Annotated in this window: 18 protein-coding genes; 5 read left to right on the forward strand and 13 right to left on the reverse strand. The window is 72.8% G+C overall.

Annotated features, from left to right (window positions below):
• Positions 1–25: 25 nt before the first annotated feature.
• The 4 genes from K7C98_RS28905 to K7C98_RS28920 form a co-directional block, all read right to left on the reverse strand.
• Positions 26–1,558: a serine/threonine-protein kinase gene (locus K7C98_RS28905; RefSeq protein ID WP_224195056.1), complete on the reverse strand. Its 1,533-nt coding sequence runs from the start codon at positions 1,556–1,558 to the stop codon at positions 26–28.
• Between the two features lie 318 nt (positions 1,559–1,876).
• Entirely contained in the window at positions 1,877–2,926 is a 1,050-nt protein-coding gene (locus tag K7C98_RS28910; protein ID WP_224195023.1) for an NAD(P)H-dependent glycerol-3-phosphate dehydrogenase, read from the reverse strand.
• Between the two features lie 27 nt (positions 2,927–2,953).
• On the reverse strand, positions 2,954–3,388 hold the full coding sequence (locus K7C98_RS28915; protein WP_224195024.1) for an acyl-CoA thioesterase: 435 nt from the start codon (positions 3,386–3,388) through the stop codon (positions 2,954–2,956).
• 43 nt (positions 3,389–3,431) lie between these two features.
• Positions 3,432–3,587 (reverse strand): hypothetical protein, encoded by a 156-nt coding sequence (locus K7C98_RS28920; protein ID WP_224195025.1) that lies wholly within the window; start codon positions 3,585–3,587, stop codon positions 3,432–3,434.
• A 106-nt stretch (positions 3,588–3,693) separates the two neighbouring features.
• On the opposite strand from K7C98_RS28920, the gene K7C98_RS28925 reads away from it, so the two are divergent.
• Complete coding sequence (locus K7C98_RS28925) at positions 3,694–4,671, forward strand: hypothetical protein (protein ID WP_224195026.1); 978 nt, start codon at positions 3,694–3,696, stop codon at positions 4,669–4,671.
• A 78-nt stretch (positions 4,672–4,749) separates the two neighbouring features.
• Here the strand turns inward: K7C98_RS28925 and K7C98_RS28930 are convergent, their stop codons facing one another.
• Both K7C98_RS28930 and K7C98_RS28935 read right to left on the reverse strand, forming a co-directional pair.
• Positions 4,750–5,064: a hypothetical protein gene (locus K7C98_RS28930; RefSeq protein ID WP_224195027.1), complete on the reverse strand. Its 315-nt coding sequence runs from the start codon at positions 5,062–5,064 to the stop codon at positions 4,750–4,752.
• The gene (locus tag K7C98_RS28935; RefSeq protein WP_224195028.1) at positions 5,061–5,492 is read right to left on the reverse strand and encodes a protein kinase domain-containing protein; all 432 of its coding nucleotides are present in this window, start codon (positions 5,490–5,492) and stop codon (positions 5,061–5,063) included. The genes K7C98_RS28930 and K7C98_RS28935 overlap by 4 nt, the downstream gene beginning before the upstream one ends.
• A gap of 78 nt (positions 5,493–5,570) precedes the next feature.
• Between K7C98_RS28935 and K7C98_RS28940 the strand changes: the two genes are divergently transcribed.
• Positions 5,571–6,215, forward strand: coding sequence for a M23 family metallopeptidase (locus K7C98_RS28940; protein WP_224195029.1), 645 nt, complete (start codon positions 5,571–5,573; stop codon positions 6,213–6,215).
• Between the two features lie 21 nt (positions 6,216–6,236).
• Here the strand turns inward: K7C98_RS28940 and K7C98_RS28945 are convergent, their stop codons facing one another.
• From K7C98_RS28945 to K7C98_RS28975, 7 genes are all read right to left on the reverse strand, one after another.
• Complete coding sequence (locus K7C98_RS28945) at positions 6,237–7,865, reverse strand: NAD(P)/FAD-dependent oxidoreductase (RefSeq protein WP_224195030.1); 1,629 nt, start codon at positions 7,863–7,865, stop codon at positions 6,237–6,239.
• Positions 7,866–7,989: 124 nt separating this feature from the next.
• Positions 7,990–9,858 (reverse strand): OPT family oligopeptide transporter, encoded by a 1,869-nt coding sequence (locus tag K7C98_RS28950; RefSeq protein ID WP_224195031.1) that lies wholly within the window; start codon positions 9,856–9,858, stop codon positions 7,990–7,992.
• Between the two features lie 64 nt (positions 9,859–9,922).
• Positions 9,923–10,690, reverse strand: coding sequence for a hypothetical protein (locus K7C98_RS28955; protein ID WP_224195032.1), 768 nt, complete (start codon positions 10,688–10,690; stop codon positions 9,923–9,925).
• A gap of 36 nt (positions 10,691–10,726) precedes the next feature.
• Positions 10,727–11,890, reverse strand: coding sequence for a hypothetical protein (locus tag K7C98_RS28960; RefSeq protein ID WP_224195033.1), 1,164 nt, complete (start codon positions 11,888–11,890; stop codon positions 10,727–10,729).
• Between the two features lie 58 nt (positions 11,891–11,948).
• Positions 11,949–12,605: a hypothetical protein gene (locus tag K7C98_RS28965; protein ID WP_224195034.1), complete on the reverse strand. Its 657-nt coding sequence runs from the start codon at positions 12,603–12,605 to the stop codon at positions 11,949–11,951.
• Between the two features lie 122 nt (positions 12,606–12,727).
• Complete coding sequence (gene carA / locus K7C98_RS28970) at positions 12,728–13,918, reverse strand: glutamine-hydrolyzing carbamoyl-phosphate synthase small subunit (RefSeq protein WP_224195035.1); 1,191 nt, start codon at positions 13,916–13,918, stop codon at positions 12,728–12,730.
• Positions 13,919–13,937: 19 nt separating this feature from the next.
• The gene (locus K7C98_RS28975; RefSeq protein ID WP_224195036.1) at positions 13,938–14,942 is read right to left on the reverse strand and encodes an aspartate carbamoyltransferase catalytic subunit; all 1,005 of its coding nucleotides are present in this window, start codon (positions 14,940–14,942) and stop codon (positions 13,938–13,940) included.
• 130 nt (positions 14,943–15,072) lie between these two features.
• Here K7C98_RS28975 and K7C98_RS28980 point away from each other — a divergent pair, with 130 nt between their 5' ends.
• Genes K7C98_RS28980 through K7C98_RS28990 form a run of 3 tightly spaced genes read left to right on the forward strand, consistent with a single transcriptional unit; the run spans position 15,073 to position 17,449 of the window.
• On the forward strand, positions 15,073–15,909 hold the full coding sequence (locus tag K7C98_RS28980) for a competence/damage-inducible protein A (RefSeq protein WP_224195037.1): 837 nt from the start codon (positions 15,073–15,075) through the stop codon (positions 15,907–15,909).
• A 39-nt stretch (positions 15,910–15,948) separates the two neighbouring features.
• Complete coding sequence (locus K7C98_RS28985) at positions 15,949–16,467, forward strand: hypothetical protein (RefSeq protein ID WP_224195038.1); 519 nt, start codon at positions 15,949–15,951, stop codon at positions 16,465–16,467.
• Between the two features lie 10 nt (positions 16,468–16,477).
• Positions 16,478–17,449 carry a TerC family protein gene (locus K7C98_RS28990; protein ID WP_224195039.1) on the forward strand — a complete coding sequence of 324 codons (972 nt, stop codon included), beginning with the start codon at positions 16,478–16,480 and terminating at the stop codon, positions 17,447–17,449.
• The last annotated feature ends 208 nt before the right edge of the window (positions 17,450–17,657 follow it).

A 17,657-nucleotide genomic window follows, 5' to 3' on the forward strand; every position in this document is an offset into this window, starting at 1 on the left:
TCTGCTGCCCCGCGCCCGCCTCGCCCTACTTCATCGAGAACATCGTGTACGCGACGTACCCGAGGCCGCCGAGCCCGAACAGCACGAGGATCCAGGTGATGGCCGCGCCGCCGCGCTTGGTCTGGTCGGCCATGATGCCGTGGCCGAAAGTGGTGCTCGTCGCGCCCGGATCGACCACCACCACCGGCATCGACGACGTCGCCGTCGTCGGCGTGCCCTTCGTCATCGAGCGCCCCGCCGTGAGTGAGCGGTTGGCCCCCGTCGGCGGCCGCCGCGGACCCGAGCCCGTGCTCTGGGTCGCCGCCGGCGGCACCGTCTTGTGCCGGGCCGACGACGACTTGCGGTGGGCGCGGCGCGCCCCGGCCACCGCCGCCGCCTCGGACTCCGCGCGCTTGCTGCGGGCCGTCGGCGCCGACCCGGTCGCCGGCTTCTGCTGCTGCGCCGCCTGCTGTTGTTGCGCCTGTTGCAGCCGCTGGGCCTCGGCGAGCACCGCGTCGAGGTTGCCGATCGTCATCGACTTCTTGCTGCGCGAGTCGGACTGCGCCGGCTTGGCCCAGTCGGGCGCGTCGTCCTTCTGGTCCTGCGAGTCGAGGCGGTCGAACTGGTCGAAGTCGAGGGCCTCGTCGGCGAGGTCGTCGTAGAGGTCGTCGTAGTTGACCTCGGCCGGCGCGCCCTCGCCGAACATCTCGGCCATGTAGTTCGAGATGATGCGCGGCGTGCTGCGGATGCCCGCCTCTTCCGTGAACCGCTCGAGGTCACGGAACATGTGGTCGCAGTTCTGGTAGCGGTCGGCCGGGTCGACCTCGAGCGCCTTCATGATGATGGCCTCGAGCGCCGGCGGGAACTCCGGGTCGACGAACGTCGGCGCCGGGATGTCGCCCTCGACGATGCGCTCGGCCACCTCGTCGGCCGCGCCGCGGAACAGGCGGCGACCGAGGCACATCTCGTAGAGCACCACGCCGAGCGCGAAGATGTCGGCGCGCGCGTCGATCGGGTGCCCGAGCACCTGCTCCGGGGCCATGTACGCCAGCTTGCCGGCGAACTGGCCCTCGCCGCCCTGCACGCTCGCGCGCGTGGCGGCGATGCCGAAGTCGACGATCTTGCAGGTGCCGTCGTAGCCGACGTGGATGTTGGTCGGGTTGATGTCGCGGTGGCAGAGCCCGAGCAGCCGGCCGCGATCGTCGGCCCGCGAATGCACGTAGTAGAGCCCCTCGAGCGACTGCATGATGATGCCGAGCGAGATCTGCAGCGGCAGCTGCAGCCCCGTCTTGGCCGACTTGCGCAGGACCGCGACCAGCTCCTCGCCCTTCAGGAGCTCCATGGCGATGAAGTACTCGCCGCCGATCTCGCCGAGGTCGTAGGTGTGCACCACGTTCTGGTGCGTCAGCGTGGCGGCGACGCGCGCCTCGTCGAGGAACATGCGCACGACGTTCGGCCGCTCGGCGAACTCCTCGCGCAGACGCTTGACCACCAATTCCTTGGCGAACCCCTCGATGCCGGAGTACGTGGCGCGATAGATCTCGGCCATGCCGCCGGTAGCGATGTGCTCGACAAGCACATATTTGTCGCCGAAGGGCGTTGGCTCAATGTTGCTCAAGGCGGCTCCAGATTAACGGATCTGCGATCTGCCGCCAAGCCCCGGCCGCGGGCGCCGACCTGCGCCCGCGGCGACGCGGATAAAGCCGCGGCGTTGCGGGCTAAATTCCCGGCAGCGCGCGCTCGGGGCCGCCGGTCGGGCGATGGAGACCTGAACCTGCGCCCAGGCCGCAACCGGGATCGCGCACTCTCGTCGCAATGGTAGGCGGGCGCCCACCTGTCGTCCGGGCAAGTCGAGACCTGCAGTTCGGGCGACGCGGCCGACCGGGCGGGCGCCGCGTCAATCCCGTTCGGGCTTCAGGTCGCGCTGCATGAGCGCGGCCACGGCCCGGCGCACGCTCATGCCCTCGTAGAGGATCGCGTGCATGATCTGAGTGATCGGCATCTCGACCCGCTCGCGCTGGGCCAGGCGGTGGGCGCTGAGGGTGTTGTTGACGCCCTCGGCGACCATCCCCATCTCGTCGAGGATCTCCTGCAACGCCCGACCCTGGCCGAGCGCCAGCCCGACCCTGCGATTGCGCGACAGACCGCCGGTGCAGGTGAGCACGAGGTCGCCGAGCCCGGCGAGCCCCGACAGCGTCACGGGGTCGGCGCCGAGGGCGATGCAGAGCCGGCCGATCTCCGCCAGCCCGCGCGTGATGAGGGCCGCGCGGGCGTTCTGTCCCAGCCCCGCCCCGTCGCACACGCCGGCCGCCAGCGCGATCACGTTCTTGAACGCCCCGCCGAGCTCGACGCCGACGACGTCGTGGGTGACGTAGACCCGCAGCCCGTCGCCGTGCATCCACTGCTGGATCGCCCCCGCCGCCGCCGGGTCGGCGCTGGCGATCACCACCGCCGTCGGCAGCCCGCGCGCGACCTCGGCGGCGAAGCTCGGCCCGCCGAGCACCGCCATGCGGGCCGCATGTTCTTTGGGCAATGTCTCATGGACCACGTCGGCCATGGTCCGCAGGCTGTCGATCTCGACCCCCTTCGCGGCCACCAAGTAGTACGGCCGCGGCGCCGCGGCGCCGAGCCCGGCCAGCGCCGCGTGGACCAGGTGGAGCGTCGCGCGCAGCCCGTGGCTGGGGATGGCGAGGATCACGAAGCCCGCCCCGGCGAGCGCGCGGCCGAGGTCGTGCTCGACCGACAGGTTGTCGGGGAACGGGAACTCGGGCAGGTAGCGGCCGTTGACGCCGGCCCCGGCCATCGCCTCGAAGTGCTCGCGGCTGCGCGTCCACAGGCGCGTCACGAGGCCGCGGCGGGCGCAGTGGAGGGCCAGCGCGGTGCCCCAACTGCCGGCGCCGAGCACGGCGACCGTCGGTGGCGGCGGGGACGCGGGGTCGTTCGTCATCGCCTCTGGTTTTACACCGCGTCTGCGTCAGCGCGCGACCACGGGGAAGGCCGCCCGCAGCTCCTCGGGCACGCGGGCGAGCGACTGGCCGGCGATCGTGACGAACACCCAGCGGGTCTCGGCGGTCGCCAGCACCTCGGCGTCGCTCGCCCGCACGATCTGGTAGCGGCGCAGCGACTGGATCTTCCCCATCTCGGTCACCCACGTGCGGACCACCACGCCGTCGCCGAGGCGGGCCGCGCGGAGGTACTCGATCGCGTGCGAGCGCACCACCCACGTCGCCCCGAGCTCGCGGTAGCGCGCGAACGGCCAGCCCGCCGCGCTCGAGTGGGCCTTCGCGGCGGCCTGCGTCCACGCCAGGTAGTGGAGGTTGTTGACGTGATCGAGCTCGTCGATCTCCGCGGGCGTCACCGTGTGGTGGTGATCGAACACGCCCGCGATCGCCGTGAGGTCGGCCGTCATCGGCCGCCAGTAGAGCACGGGCCTGCGGGCGCGCGCGAGCCCTTCAGCGGCGCGCGTCGGCGGCCGGGCTCGGCCGGTCGGGACCCAGCACCTGCAGCGTCGCCCGGTGCGAGGCGATCCCGCCGGGCACCCGCCGGATCGCGTCGACGTCGAACTTCACCTGCGCCGCCGGACGCGGCCCCGCCTGCACCCCACCCATGCCGCGAACCTATCCGGCACGCGGCCCCGCCCGCAAGGTCGGCGGGTGACGGCAGAGCGCCCTCGCCCCCGGGCGCGTGCTAGCGTCGTCCCCGACCTCGTCGCCGATGCTCCCGTCGCTGTACGGCCGCTGGATCTCCGACCTGCTCGGAGGGCCATTACCCGAAGAACAGGCCGCGACGTGCGGCGACTGCGTGCAGTGTCAGAGCCACGTGCCCGAGGGCTACCGGTTCGCCGACGCCACCAAGTGCTGCACCTACGTGCCGGCGCTGGCCAACTTCCTCGTCGGCGGCGGGCTCAAGGCCGGCTCGCTGGTCGGGCGCGAGCGCCTGCTGCGGCGCATGAGCGCGCTGCCGGCCAGCGTCACCCCGCACGGCCTCGACGCCACCGAGGACGAGCGCGAGCGCTACCGCGACATCCTCGCCGCCGAGCAGTTCGGCCGCGACCCCTCGCTGTTCTGCCCCTACTACATCGACGAGGCCGGCGGTCTGTGCGGCGTGTGGCGCCACCGCAACGGCATCTGCGCCACCTGGTACTGCAAGCACGACCGCGGCGCCCGCGGCCAGCGGTTCTGGCAGGCGCTCGAGGTCCTGCTGACCGCCGTCGAGCGCGAGCTCAGCCACTGGTGCGCCTGCACGATCCTGTTCGACGAGACCCCGGACATCGAGGACGGCGAGGCCGCGTGGAGCCGCTGGTCGGGCCGCGAGGCCGACTTCTTCCGCCGCGCCGCCGAGCTGGTCGAGGCCTTGACCTGGTCCGAAGTACAGGCGCTCGTCGGCCCCGCGATCGAGGTCCAGGTGGGCGACCTCCTGGCCGCCCACGCCGCCCTCGCCGGCCCGCTGCCCGCCGCCCTCCGGCTCGGCACGATCCGCGTGTCCCACCGCGGCGACGACCGCAGCCGCGTCGTCACCTACCTCGACACCGACGCCCTCGAGCTGCCGACCGCCCTCCTCGACCTCCTGCCGCGCTTCGACGGCCGCCCCACCGGCGACGTCCTCACCGAACTGCGCGGCCTCGGCGTCGAGGTCTCGCCCGACCTGCTGCGCCTGCTCGTCGACTTCGAGCTCCTGACCGCCGTCGCCTGAGCTTCGGGCCATGCCCGAAGGGGCCTGCCCGATCAGGCATGTTTGTAAACACATGCCCGCTCAGACATGCCCTGACATTCATGTCTCCGGCGGCAACATCACCACCTCGAACTCGGCCCCCGGCACGAAGTCCACGGCCGCGACCGGCGTCGCGCCGCTGCGGTCGAGCGGCACGGTCTCGCCGGAGGCCCGGTTGCGCAGCAGCCACAGCGAGCCGTAGGTGCGCGGCGGCGGCCGGCGACGCGGCGGGAACGTCGCCCACACGTAATCGAGGAGCTCCTGGGTGCTCGTGAACGTGGAGCAGATCATCGGCACCACCCCCTGTTCGCCGTTCGTCGCCGCCATCCAGTCGACCGTCGCGCAGCGCGAACGCAGCTCGTCCGCGGCCGTCACCTCGTCCGGTGCACGATCGCGTGCGCGTGGACCACCGCCATCGCGTCGCAGATCTGCAGCGCGATGTGACGGACGCGCCGCCACGGCAGCCGACCCGCGCGCGACAGCGTGACGGACAGGTCCTCCCCGGCCAGGAACTCCATCACGTAGTAACCTGTCCCATCGGGCAGATTGCCGGCGTCGACGACGCTGATCACCCCCGGGTGGCGGATGCTCGAGGCCGCCAGCGCCTCGCGGAAGAACCGGCGCAGCGCCGGCTCCGAGCGGCACAGGCGCGGCTGCAGCACCTTGACCGCGTAGGGCAGCCTGGCCGCGGTGCTCTCGGCCAGATAGACCGTGCCCATGCCGCCCTCGCCGAGGCGGCGGACGATCCGCACCGGCAGCTTGTCGCCCAGCACCGCGCCGACGAGGGGGTCCGAGTCACGCACGCCCGCCCACGATACACGACGCCCGCGCTCGCCGGCCCCGGTGACCGCGACGCGCGGATCTGCTAGTGTGCGCGCGCCGTGACGCTGTCCCTCCGGACATCCTCGTCCATCGCCCTCGCCGTGGTCCTCGCGTGTGGGGGCGCCGAGGAGCCCGCGACGCCGGCCGACGCGGCGTCCGACGCCGCGGCCGTCGAGCAGGCCCCCGCCGAGCCGCCGCCGCCGCCGCGCGACCCGTTCACGGCCGAGGACATCGAGGCCGCGCGACCGGGTCTGCGCTTCGGCTGGCCGGTCGAGAGCCCGCACATCACCTCGTACTTCGGCTGGCGCACCAACCCGATGACGGGCGTCGGCACCAAGCTGCACCGCGGCCTCGACCTGCGCGGCGGGATCGGCGACCTGATCCTCAGCATCGGCCCCGGCGTGGTCGTGTTCGCCGGCCGGGACATCCTGCTCGGCAACCTCGTGATCGTCGACCACGGCCTCGGCGTCACCTCCTACTACGGGCACATGCACGACCTCCTGGTCCACGTCGGCCTGCCCGTCGACCGCGGCACCGCCCTCGGCCTGGTCGGCAACACCGGCCGCAGCGAGGCCCCGCACCTCCACCTCACCGTCAAGATCGGCGCGCTCGCCGTCGACCCGCTGTGGCTGATCGGCGCCCCGCTCCACGGCTACCCCGGTCTGCCCGCGCTGGCCGAGGCGGACACCGACGCCGAGTACTGATCCCGTCGCGCGCCTCCGGCCTCACTCGCCGAACACGCGCACCAGCTCCATGTTCTCCGGGACATGCTCCTTCAGCCATGTCCCGAGGCGCACCCGGCTCTCGCGCCAGAACGCGGCCAGATCGGTCCCCGCCGCCGCGTCGAGCCCCTGCACCGCCGCCACGAAGCCGCGGATCACCGGCGCGAAGGCGGGCACGCGCAGCGGGTCGTTGCCGTGGCGCGGCGCGATCGCCCCGACGTCGAAGTTGCGCGTGCGGGCCAGCGCCGGCGCGACCGGGTCGCGCGGCTCGACGAGCAGGTACAGGTCGCCCTGCCCCGGCGCCGCCGCGCGCTCGCGCAGGTGCACGCACACGAACCCGAGGCGCTCGGGCGGCGCCTCGCCGAGCGGCCGCCCCAGGCCCTCGGCGCGGGCCGTCTGGCGCGCCGTCGCCTCGTCGCGCACCTCGTCGAGCGCCAGGTTCTGCACCAGCCCGCTGGTCAGCACCACGAACGCCTTCTGCGGCTTCAGCTCGGTGTCGCGGGTCAGCAAGATCCGCTTCGACTCCCAGAAGTAGTCGTCGCGGTACAGGTTCTGCTGGTAGTAGAAGCGGACCATCCGCAGCAGGTCGCCGAACATCTCGCGGTGGTGCGCCTGGTAGCGGGCGCGCGCGGCCGCCTCGTCGGCGCCGCCCTGCAGCACCGCCACGGCCGTGCGCCCCGCGTGCCACGCCGAGTGCAGCGCCAGCAGCACCCCGGTCGACAGCACCGGATCGATGAACCCGGCCGCGTCGCCGATCTGGATCCACCCCGGACCTGTCACTTCGGATATGCGGTAGCTCCAGTCGCGCTCGTGGCGGACCGGCGTCACCCGCGTCGCCGCCGGGCCGAGCACCGGTCGCAGCTCGCCCACCGCCGCCAGCAGCCCGTCGTAGTCGCGCCGCGGCGCCCCGCGGGCCTCGCCGGCGTCGAGCTGCACCACGCCCACGCTCGCCCGCCCGCCGCCGATCGGGAAGAACCACCACCACTGATCGGCCTCGGCCAAAAACAGCGCCTGCTCGTGGCGCGGCGGCGGCACCCCGACGCAGCCCGTGAAGTGGGCCCACATCGCCTGGTGCTTCAGCCCGCCGATCTCCTCGCGCCGGCCCTTCGCGCGGCCGAGCAGCATCGACTGCCCGGTCGCGTCGATCACCAGCCGCGCCCGCGTCTCGCGCGACACGCCCTCTTGCTCCCACGTCACGCCGACCAGCCGCTCGCCGTCCCACAGCAGCGACCGCGCGACCGCACGTTCGCGCAGCTCGGCGCCGGCGCGTCGGGCCGCGTTGAAAAGGATCGCGTCGAAGCGCGAGCGCTCGACCAGCCACGCGTGCTCATACGCGTCGCTGTCGTGGAACCACAGGTCCCAGCGCGGCGTCTTGCCCCACCCCCACAGCGTGCTCCCCGTCTTGCGCCCGAAGCCGGCTGCCTCGACCTCCGCCAGCGCGTCGATCTCCGCCAGGATCGGGATGATCCCCGGCAGCAGGCTCTCGCCGACGTGCGCGCGGGGATGCGAACCTGCCTCGAGGAGCAGGACCCGAAGCCCAGCCTTCGCCATCACCGCCGCCGCCGTGCTGCCGGCCGGCCCGCCGCCGACCACCAGCACATCGACCGCGTCGAGCTCACCACCCGCGCTCATCGCCCCCGCCCTTCCGGCATGTGCATTCGAACATGTCCCGCGACACATGTCCCCGCGCGCGAGTCCGCAACGACATGCCTTTTATAACATGTCTCTCCGAACATGTCCGATAACACCGCCGTCGTCACGCGTCCGTCCGCGCCCCGCGGTAGAGGAACCAGCAGATCGCGGCCACCAGCGCCAGCGTCGCCAGCTCGCCGACCTCGCCGCCGAGCAGCGGCGGGGCCTTCTTCGGCACCAGCCCCGAGACCACGAGCCCGGCCACGAGCACGCCTGCCAGGCCCTCGCCGGCCACCACCCCCGCGGCGGCGAGGATCCCGCTGCGGGCCTCGCCGCCGGTCGGGCGACCGCGCTCGGACAGCGCGCGCACGCAGCCGCCGAGGAAGATCGGCAGCATCGACGCGATCGGGAGGTACACCCCGATCGCGAACGCCAGCCCCGACACCCCGCACAGCATCGCCGCGCCCGAGATCCCCGCGCCGGTGGCGACCAGGCCCCACGGCAGCTCGCCGCTCAGCACGCCCTCGATGATCGTCTTCATCAGGGTCGCCTGCGGGGCCGCCAGCTCCTTTCCGCCGAAGCCGTAGCTCGACAGCAGCAGCACCGTCCCGGCCACCACCCAGCAGGCGCACGCGGCCCCGATGAGCTGCCCGAGCTGCTGCCGCGCCGGCGTCGCCCCGACCAGGTAGCCGGTCTTCAGGTCCTGGGAGATGTCGCCGGCCTTCGACGTCGCCACCGCCACCACGGTGCCGACCGTCAGCACCGCCGCGCGGGCGCCGAGGTCGTCCCAGCCGAACGCCGCGAACACGGCCGCGGTGCCGAGCAGCGTCACCAGCGTGATGCCCGACGTCGGCTGCGACGACACCCCGACGATGCCGACGATCCGCGCCGCTACCGCGACCGACAGCAGGCCGAACACCGCCACCCCGACCGCGCACACCAGCCGGCCGACGAACCCGAGGTCGCCGGCGATGAGCCCCGGCACCAGCGCGACCGCGGCGATCACCACCGCGATGGCCGCGGCGATGAACCCGCCCGGCAGGTCGCGGTCGGTCGGCGCCGCGGCGCCCGCCGTTGAACCTGTCTCTTTGCGCATGCCCCTTGCGACAGATACGAAAGCACCTGCCATCATGGGCATGTTCCGCAGGACAGTCAGGATCCCCGCGGTCGCCACCGCCCCCGCACCGATGTAGCGGATGTACTGGCGCCAGATCTGCGACGCGTCCATCTGCGCGATCGTCAGCTCGCGCTCGGGGTAGAGCGGCCCGGGCAGGCCGGCGCCGATCCACGCGATCAGCGGGATCAGGGCCAGCGACGACACCACCGCCCCGGCGACCACCACCGCGGCCTGGCGGTAGCCGAGGATGAAGCCGACGGCCAGCAGCGCCGGCGCGAACTCCAGCGCCACCTCGGCCTTCGGCAGCAGCGGCACCGCCGCGCCCGCCTCGGAGGGCACCGCGAACAGCAGCGCGACCAGCAGCTTCATGCCCGCGCCGACGGCCATGCCGCGGAAGATCCACGCGCTGCCGCTCGCGCTGGTCGTCGTCGCCTTCAGCACCTCCGCGCACGCGCGGCCCTCGGGGTACGGCAGCTCGCCGTGGGCCTCGACGATCAGCATGCGCCGCAGCGGGATCATCGCCGCGAGCCCCAGGATCCCGCCGAGCAGGGCCAGCAGCGCGATCTGCCAGAACGGCGGCGCGAGGCCCCACAGGAACAGCGCCGGGATGGTGAAGATCGTGCCGGTCGCCAGCGACGTCGAGGCCGAGCCGATCGTCTGTGACAGGTTGGCCTCGAGCAGGCTGGCCCGCCCGCGCAGCAGCGCCACCGTCATCACCGACGCCGGGATCGACGCCGACACCGTCATCCCGACCTTGAGCCCGAGGTACGCGTTGGCGGCCCCGAACACGACCCCGAGGGCGACGCCGGTGACGACCGCGCGGACCGTGAACTCGCGCGAGGAGGGCGGGGCGCTCGGGGGTGCGTCGGCGGTCACGGCGAGCCTGTGCAATACCAGAGGTCGGCTTCCGCCGCGAGCCCCGTCGCGCCGGCGCCGCCGCTCAGTAGAGGCTGTAGTACAGCGTGACGACGGCGAACGGGCGCTGGACCTCGAGCTCGAAGTCCGTCTCGCCCTCGACGAACCACAGCTCGTTGAACGCGAACATCGCGTCCTCGACCGTCGCGAGCGGGAGCCCGTTGAGCGTCAGCGGGATGTCGCCGTCGCGCAGGCCGAGCGCGTGGAGGAGCTCGCCGAGGTCGGCCTGATCGACCTCGAAGCCGCCGCCGGCGGGGAGCTCCGTCAGGGTGACGTCGTCGCACAGGATCAGCGGGGACGGGTCGGCGATCAGGGCCTCGACGTCCGCGTCGTCCATGAGGTGCACGCCGCCCGAACTGGTGACCATGCTCGCCGGACTCCAGCTCGTGCACTCCGGCGGCTCCTCGGTGGTCGTCGGCACGTCCTCCGTGTCCTCGCCGCACATCAGGGACGCGCAGAAGAACTGCTCCGGCGTGAGCGCCTCCTCCTCCTCGAGGTCCCACACCTTGCGACACGCCTCTTCGTGGTTCGCCGCGCTCTCGTGCGTGCACGCGAAGTCGGGCGGCCTCCACGGGTCATCCTCGGGGCCGGGGTCGGGGTCGAGGCAGAAGCACAGCTTCGCCGTATCCGGACACTCGAGGCAGCCGCGCAATTGCGGCGGGAGCTCCGCGCTCGTGGTCGAGCCGGTCGTGCCTGCCGTGTCGGTCGTGCTGCCCGTGGGGTTGTAGAAACACCCCGCGAGGGCCCACACGCCGAGCAACAGCGGCGGCAGATACAGTCGAGATGGCTTCAAGGACATATGACTTCCGGGCGCGGTGTGACTTGCGATTCAAGGAGCATCCTCGGCCACGCGCGTCAGCGAGAAGCCGACCTCCGCCGGCTCGCTCGCCAGCGCGTGGACCCGCAGCGCGTAGCGACCCGCCGCCAGCGTCCACGCCCGCGGGCTGTCGCCGCGACGGGTCGTCAACCACCCGCCCTCGTCGCACGCCCCGCAGCGGATCAGCGACACGCCGAGCGCCTGCCCGCCGATGTATCCGGTGTCCGGGAGCGTCGCGCTCGGCGCGTCGTCGCCGGCCATGCGCAGCTCGTATTTGCCGGTCGTCGGGATCGTGATGGTGCGCAGGAACAACATCTGGTCGCCGTACGGGGGCTCGTCGCCGTACGGGCCGATCGCGTCGTCCTGATCGCAGGCGCGCTCGACTCGCTCGGAGTAGCTCGCGCCGTCCCACGCCACCTCGGGCGCGGCGCACTCGATCAGCTTGGCGTCGAATCGCTGGTGCGCACACGCCGACGCGTCCGCCTCGAACGCGACCACCGTCTCCTCGAACGAGTCGCCGAACTCCTCGCGGAACACGGCGTCCACCTCGGCGACCGACGCGCCCGCCGCGAGCCCCCCGTACACGCGCAGGTACGCCGGCAACCCGTACGTCTCGATCAGGAACGCCGTGAACCCGCCGACCAATTCGTACACCCCGAGCAGGTCGGCGAGCTCGAACCCCGACATCGTCACCAGCGCGCGCAGGTCCGGCTCCTCGGGCGCCCAGCCGATCCCGAACAACTCGGCGCCGAGCCCCTCGTAGGCCACCGCCAGGCCCTCGCGGAGGAACGCCGGCGGCTGCCCGAGGGCACGTGCGACCACGTGGACGAGCTCGTGGTTCAAGGGCATCGACGCGGCGAACGCCTCGCCGCGGACGACACAGCCGGCCACCTCGCGGCCGCAACTGGCCGCCACGGACGCCGTCGTCTCCCAGTGAAAGCGGATCCGTTCGGCCCCGGACGGCAACGCGAGCGCGAACTCCTGCGCGAGCGCCACGACGAACGCGTCCATGTGCGCGAGCGTCCCGCCGCACGGCTCGAGCTCGTGCTCGGCGTACACCGCCACGTACTCGCCCGCGAACGCCGGCGCGTCGGCGTCGTCGTCGGCGTCGTGACACCCGAGCCCGAGCGCGCCGACGATCGCGAGTCTGCTCGCCCACTGCGCGGCTTCAGCCATCCGAAGCACGCAGTCTACAAAGACTGCCCGCACCCTCGCAACGCCGCTCCCGGCCGGCTCACAGGCCGGAGAAGAACCCGCGAGGATCCTCGCCGCGGCGGTCGCGGGCCCAGCGGAGTCGTTGGCGGCGCCACGGCGTCAGCTCGATCCGCTCCGGCGCCCGCCAGTGGCCCTCGTGGGCCCGCTGCAGCAGCGGCGCGATCGCCAGCGGGTACTCGATCGGCGTGCGGCAGGCCCACGGACCACCTGCCCCGAAGGCCAGGCGCATCTCCCACAGCGCGACCGCCCGGCGCGACTCGCCGAGCCACGGCGCCGGCTCGTCGACGCGGGCCACCAGCCCGCGCAGGCGATCGCGCAGCAGCAGCGGGCTGCCCGGCCAGACCTCGAACAGCCCGACCTGCGTGGTCGCCAGCAGGTGGATCACCGGCGTCGGCTCGATCCCCGGCACGCGGCCGGTCGCCGCCCGCCAGGCCCACGTGTCGCCCGGCGCCGCGCCCGGCGGCGTCGCGTCGCACAGCGCCCAGTCGATGCGGGCGGCCGACAGCGCCTCGTGGCCGCTGTCGAGCGACGTGTGCACCCCCACCTCGCGGTCCCAGCGCTCGAGCAGCGGCGCCGCCCGGCGGGCCCCGTCGCGCCCGCCGAACACCTGCTCGCCGAGCTCGTCGAGCGCCGCCGACAGCCACGCGCGGCCGAGGAACTCGCCCTCGCCGCTCACGCCGGCCTCCCGGGCGACCTGCCCCGCCGGACGGCCGCGCCTGTCCTTCGATCAATGTCCTTGCGGACCTGTCCGTTCACACCTGGCCCCGCAGCCATGCCCGATCGGACCTGTCCGTTCGGCTAGTCGGCGCGCTCGCGGCGGAGCCGGCGGACCTGGGCGACGAAGCTCGCCAGCAGGTCGGTGGCGTCGTTGGGGCCGGGGCCGGCCTCGGGGTGGTACTGGACCGAGCCGATCGGCCGGCCGCGCACGCGCAGGCCGGCGCAGGTCCGGTCGAACAGGTTGAGGTGGGTCAGCGTCGCGCCGGCGCCGAGCGACTCGAGGTCGACGGCGAAGCCGTGGTTCTGCGAGGTGATCGCCACCTTCTTGCTGTCTTCGTGGCGAACCGGGTGGTTGCCGCCGTGGTGGCCGAACTTCATCTTGAAGGTGCGGCCGCCGAGCGCCAGCGCCAGCAGCTGGTGGCCGAGGCACACCCCGAACACCGGCGGCAGCCCCTGCGCCGCCAGCAACGCGCGCAGCTCGGCGATCACCGCCGTCGCGGCCGCCGGGTCGCCGGGGCCGTTGCTGAGCAGGATCCCGTCGGGTCGCAGCGCCAGCACCGCGCTCGCCGGCGTGCTCGCCGGCACCACCGTCACGCGGGCGCCGGCGTCGCGCAGGCGGCGGAGGATGCTGAGCTTGATCCCGTAGTCCCACACGACCACGTGCACGTCGGCCGGCGGCGCCGCGTGCTGCCAGCTCGGCTGGTCCCACGCGTAGGTCTTGCCGGTCGTCACCCGGCCGGTCAGGTCCTGGCCCTCCATCGACGGCGCCGAGCGGGCCAGCGCCAGCAGCTCGTCGACGTCGTCGTGCTCGCTCGACAGCGCCGCCATGATCGCCCCGCGGTCGCGCAGGTGGCGGGTCAGCGCCCGCGTGTCGACCTCGGCCAGCCCGGGCAGGCCCTTGCGCGCCAGGTAGCCGCCGAGGTCCTGCTGCGAGCGCCAGCTCGAGACCACCGGCGACAGCGCGCGGACGATCAGCCCCGCGCAGCCGTGCTCGCGCGACTCCTCGTCGTCGGCGTTGACCCCGACGTTGCCGACCTCCGACACCGTCAAGCACACCAGCTGCCCGGTGTACGACGGGTCGGTGACGATCTCCTGGTAGCCCGTCATCGACGTGTTGAACACCACCTCGCCGACCACCGTGGTGGCCGCGCCGAAGCCGAGCCCGCGGAACACCCGGCCGTCGGCCAGCACCAGCGCCCCCGGGCGCGCGGCCGGGCCGGCGGCGGTGAGCGGACGAGCGGCGAGGTCGGGGCGGGCTGTTGCTTGGGTCATGGTCCTCCAGACATGTTCTTCAGAGCAGCTCGACCCCGCAGGCGCGGGCCAGCACCGCCATGCGGACCGCCACGCCGAGGGTGACCTGGCGGAGGATCCGGCTGTGCGGGCCGTCGGCGACCGCGTCGGCGATCTCGACGCCGCGGTTGATCGGCCCCGGGTGCATGACGATCGCCCCGGGCTTGAGCAGGCGGACCCGCGCGGGCGTCAGCCCCCAGGCGGCGTGATAGCTCGCGGCGTCGGGGATCGCCACGTCGGCGCCGAGGCGCTCGCGCTGGATCCGCAGCATCACCGCCACGTCGGCCCCGACCAGCGCCTCGTCGAGGCTCGGCGCGACCTTCGCCCCCAGGCGCGCGGCCAGGTCGGGCGGCGCCAGGTCGCCCGGACCCGCGACCACGCACTCGGCCCCGAGCGTGCGGAACAGCTGCAGGTCGGAGTGGGCCACCCGGCCGTGGCGGACATCGCCGCAGACGGCCACGCGCAAGCCGGCCATCGCGTCCTGCGCCGGCGCGCGGCCGAACGCCTCGAGGATCGTCAGCGCGTCGAGCAGCGCCTGCGTCGGGTGCTCGTTGACGCCGTCGCCGGCGTTGACGACGCGGGCCCGCATCACCTCGGTCCAGGCGCGCGGCACCCCGTCGCGGCGGTCGCGGACGATCACGGCGTCGAAGCCCATCGCGTCGAGGTTCTGCAGCGCGTCGCGCTCGCTCTCCCCCTTGCTGGCCGAGCTCGCCGCGTCCTGGACGAAGTGCACCACCTCGGCGCCGAGCCGGCGCGCCGCGACCTCGAAGCTGAGGCGCGTGCGCGTGCTCGGCTCGGAGAACACGCTCAAGATCTGGGCCCCGCGGAGGATCGGCAGCTCGCGCGCGCCGGTGCCCTCGGCCAGCGGCAGCACGCGGGTCGCGGCCGCGAGCACGGCGCAGGCCTCGGCGGGCGACAGGTCGGCGATCTCGCACAGGTCGCGGCCGGGACGACGAACCCGCCGCGCTGCCGCGCCCCGGTCGCCGCTGTCGCCTGCGCGGTGCATCGCTTCTACCTGGCGCGGAGGGATAGCGCCGGGCCGAGCGTCGCGTCAACCCGCGCACCCCCTCGCGCCCGGACCGCGGCGGTGTCCTGGCTCACCCGCCGCTCACTCCTGGTACGCTGCGACGAGGCCCATGGACCGCGAACCCTCCGTCACCAGCGCCGCCGTCCTCCTCATCGGCAACGAGCTCCTCAGCGGCAAGATCCGCGACCAGAACGGCCACGAGCTGGCGAAGATGATGCGCCGGCGAGGGATCCGCCTGGTCGAGATGTGCACCGTCGAGGACGACCTGGCCGGGATCGGCGAGGCGCTGCTGCGGCTGCTCGCCCGGGTGCCGCTGGTGTTCACGAGCGGCGGCGTCGGCCCCACCCACGACGACGTGACGATGGAGGCGATCGCCCGCGCCATCGATCGCCCGCTGCGCCGCGACCCCGACATGGAGCGGACCCTGCGCGCGCACTTCGGCGAGCGCATCACGGAGGCCGCGCTGAAGATGGCCGACCTGCCCGAGGGCACCGCGCTGACCGCCGCCAAGGGTTGGCCGGTGATGCGGATCGACCTGCCGGCGCCGGCCTCGGCGGCTCCGGGTGCGCAGCCCGGTGCGCGGCGGATTTACGTGTTGCCCGGGATCCCCGAGCTGTGTCGGGCCAAGATCGAGGCGCTCGAGAAGATCCCGGGCGAGCTGCCCGACGCCGGAGGTTGGGCGCTGGAGACCCTGCACACGGAGATGGACGAGTCGGACCTCGCCGCCCCGTTGAACGCGGTCGTGGCCGACTACCCGGACGTCGAGATCGGGTCCTATCCGCGCTGGCTGAGCGGCGACGACGGGCGCCTGCGGTGCGTCGTGCGCGTGACCTTTGAGGCCATCGGCGCGCACGCGGGGCGAGCGGGCGACGCCCGGGACGCCCTCGCTCGCGCGCTCGGTGACGCCGCGGTTCTGGCGGTGCCGGAGGGCGGCGCGCTGTTGTGACCATCCCTCCGCCGCGGGTTCCGTGCTAGCTTCCGGCCCATGCGCCGCAGCTTGACCGCGCTCTTCTTTACCAGCGCATTGCTGGCCGTCTCCGGGTGCAGCCAGCCCAAGAAGGACCTGTTGGCGCTCCCCGCGGCGTACGACCCGCAAGGCGCCGACCTCACCTTTAATAAGAAGAACCTGGAGAGCTTCAACCTGATGAAGCCCCAGGAGCGCGACGACTTCGTCAAGGCGCTGAAGGACAAGCCGGGCAGCTTCCGCGGGCAGGCGGTCACCGAGGCGGGCAACGGCATCGCCGCCGGCGTCGAGGGTGCGGAGCACGGCGCGTGGGAGACGTTCGCGCACGTCGTCGAGCCGGTGCTGTTCGAGATCACGATCGACTACCGGATCTTCTCGACCGAAGAGCTCGGCCGGCCGCTCGGTCGCAACCTCCCGATCTCTTTCACGGGCACACTCGTCGATCTGCGCTACGACTCCGAGGCGAAGCCGCGCAAGCTGACCATCCAGGTCAAGGCCGACCAGCTGGAGCTGATCACCGACAAGACCCCCGCGAGCTGAGCGAACGCCCTTGCTTGAATCCGTCGGCTCACCCCTGACCTGGGGCGCGTTTCTCGTCGGCATCCTCTTCCTGCTGGCGCTCGACCTCGGTCTCTTCAACCGCAAGCCGCACCGCGTCTCGATGCGCGAGGCGCTGATGTGGTCGTGCATCTGGGTGCTGCTCAGCCTGGCCTTCAACGGATGGGTCTGGCACGCCTTCGGTCAGGAGAAGGCGCTCGAGTTCCTCAGCGCCTACGTCATCGAGAAGGCGCTCTCGGTCGACAACATCTTCGTGTTCATCGTGCTGTTCCGCTACATGCGGGTGCAGCAGGAGTACATGCACCGGATCCTGTTCGCCGGGATCCTCGGCGCGCTGATCCTGCGCGGCGTGTTCATCGTCGCCGGCCTGGCGCTGATCGAGATGTTCACCGCGGCGCTGTACATCTTCGGCGGCTTCCTCGTGTTCACCGGCCTGCGCCTGCTGTTCGTCCACGAGAGCGGCGAGGGCGACGAGGCCGGCCAGGACAACTGGGTCAAGCGCTGGGCCGAGAAGTACCTGCGCGTCACCAAGGACTTCCAGGGCCCGCGCTTCTTCGTCAGCCGCGACGGCAAGCGCTACGTCACCACCCTGTTCGTCACCCTGCTGATGGTCGAGACCGCCGACGTCGTGTTCGCGCTCGACTCGATCCCCGCCATCTTCGGCATCAGCACCGACCCCTTCATCGTCTTCACCAGCAACGTGTGCGCCGTCATGGGCCTGCGCGCCATGTTCTTCCTGCTCGAGAACGTCATCGACCGCTTCTGGCTGCTCAAGTACGGCCTCGGCCTGGTCCTCTCGTTCGTCGGCGTGAAGATGCTGCTCGGCGTCGGCTACGAGCCGCACATCCCCGCCTTCCACATCCCCGTCGGCATCTCGCTCGGGGTCGTGTCGGTCCTGATCGGCGGCGCCATCACCCTGAGCCTGCTGTTCCCGCCCGGCCACACCAGCGAGCCGCAGAAGTGAGCTGTCCGCACGGGCATGTCCGCCAGGACATGTCCCTGCGGCCCTGCTGCAACGCCGCGCGCCGCGTCGCCGCGCCGGGCAGATTCGCCGACCTCGTCTCAGGCAGTGACGACACGAGCGGGTCCCGGCGGCCGGCGCCTCGTCGCCGCGGAGCGCGCCCCTGACCCCGCCGGCTTCGAGCTGCCGACCGTCTGCACCCACGCGAGCG

The sequence above is a fragment of the Nannocystis pusilla genome (genome assembly GCF_020073745.1).
Classification (GTDB): Bacteria; Myxococcota_A; Polyangia; order Nannocystales; family Nannocystaceae; genus Nannocystis; species Nannocystis radixulma.

Coding starts and splice junctions, on each gene's coding strand:
- K7C98_RS28960 (WP_224195033.1), bottom strand. CDS start 11,890: ATGGCTGAAGCCGCGCAGTGGGCGAGCAGACTCGCGATCGTCGGCGCG.
- carA (WP_224195035.1), bottom strand. CDS start 13,918: ATGACCCAAGCAACAGCCCGCCCCGACCTCGCCGCTCGTCCGCTCACC.
- K7C98_RS28920 (WP_224195025.1), bottom strand. CDS start 3,587: ATGGGTGGGGTGCAGGCGGGGCCGCGTCCGGCGGCGCAGGTGAAGTTC.
- K7C98_RS28975 (WP_224195036.1), bottom strand. CDS start 14,942: ATGCACCGCGCAGGCGACAGCGGCGACCGGGGCGCGGCAGCGCGGCGG.
- K7C98_RS28980 (WP_224195037.1), top strand. CDS start 15,073: ATGGACCGCGAACCCTCCGTCACCAGCGCCGCCGTCCTCCTCATCGGC.
- K7C98_RS28915 (WP_224195024.1), bottom strand. CDS start 3,388: ATGACGGCCGACCTCACGGCGATCGCGGGCGTGTTCGATCACCACCAC.
- K7C98_RS28910 (WP_224195023.1), bottom strand. CDS start 2,926: ATGACGAACGACCCCGCGTCCCCGCCGCCACCGACGGTCGCCGTGCTC.
- K7C98_RS28985 (WP_224195038.1), top strand. CDS start 15,949: ATGCGCCGCAGCTTGACCGCGCTCTTCTTTACCAGCGCATTGCTGGCC.
- K7C98_RS28945 (WP_224195030.1), bottom strand. CDS start 7,865: ATGAGCGCGGGTGGTGAGCTCGACGCGGTCGATGTGCTGGTGGTCGGC.
- K7C98_RS28925 (WP_224195026.1), top strand. CDS start 3,694: ATGCTCCCGTCGCTGTACGGCCGCTGGATCTCCGACCTGCTCGGAGGG.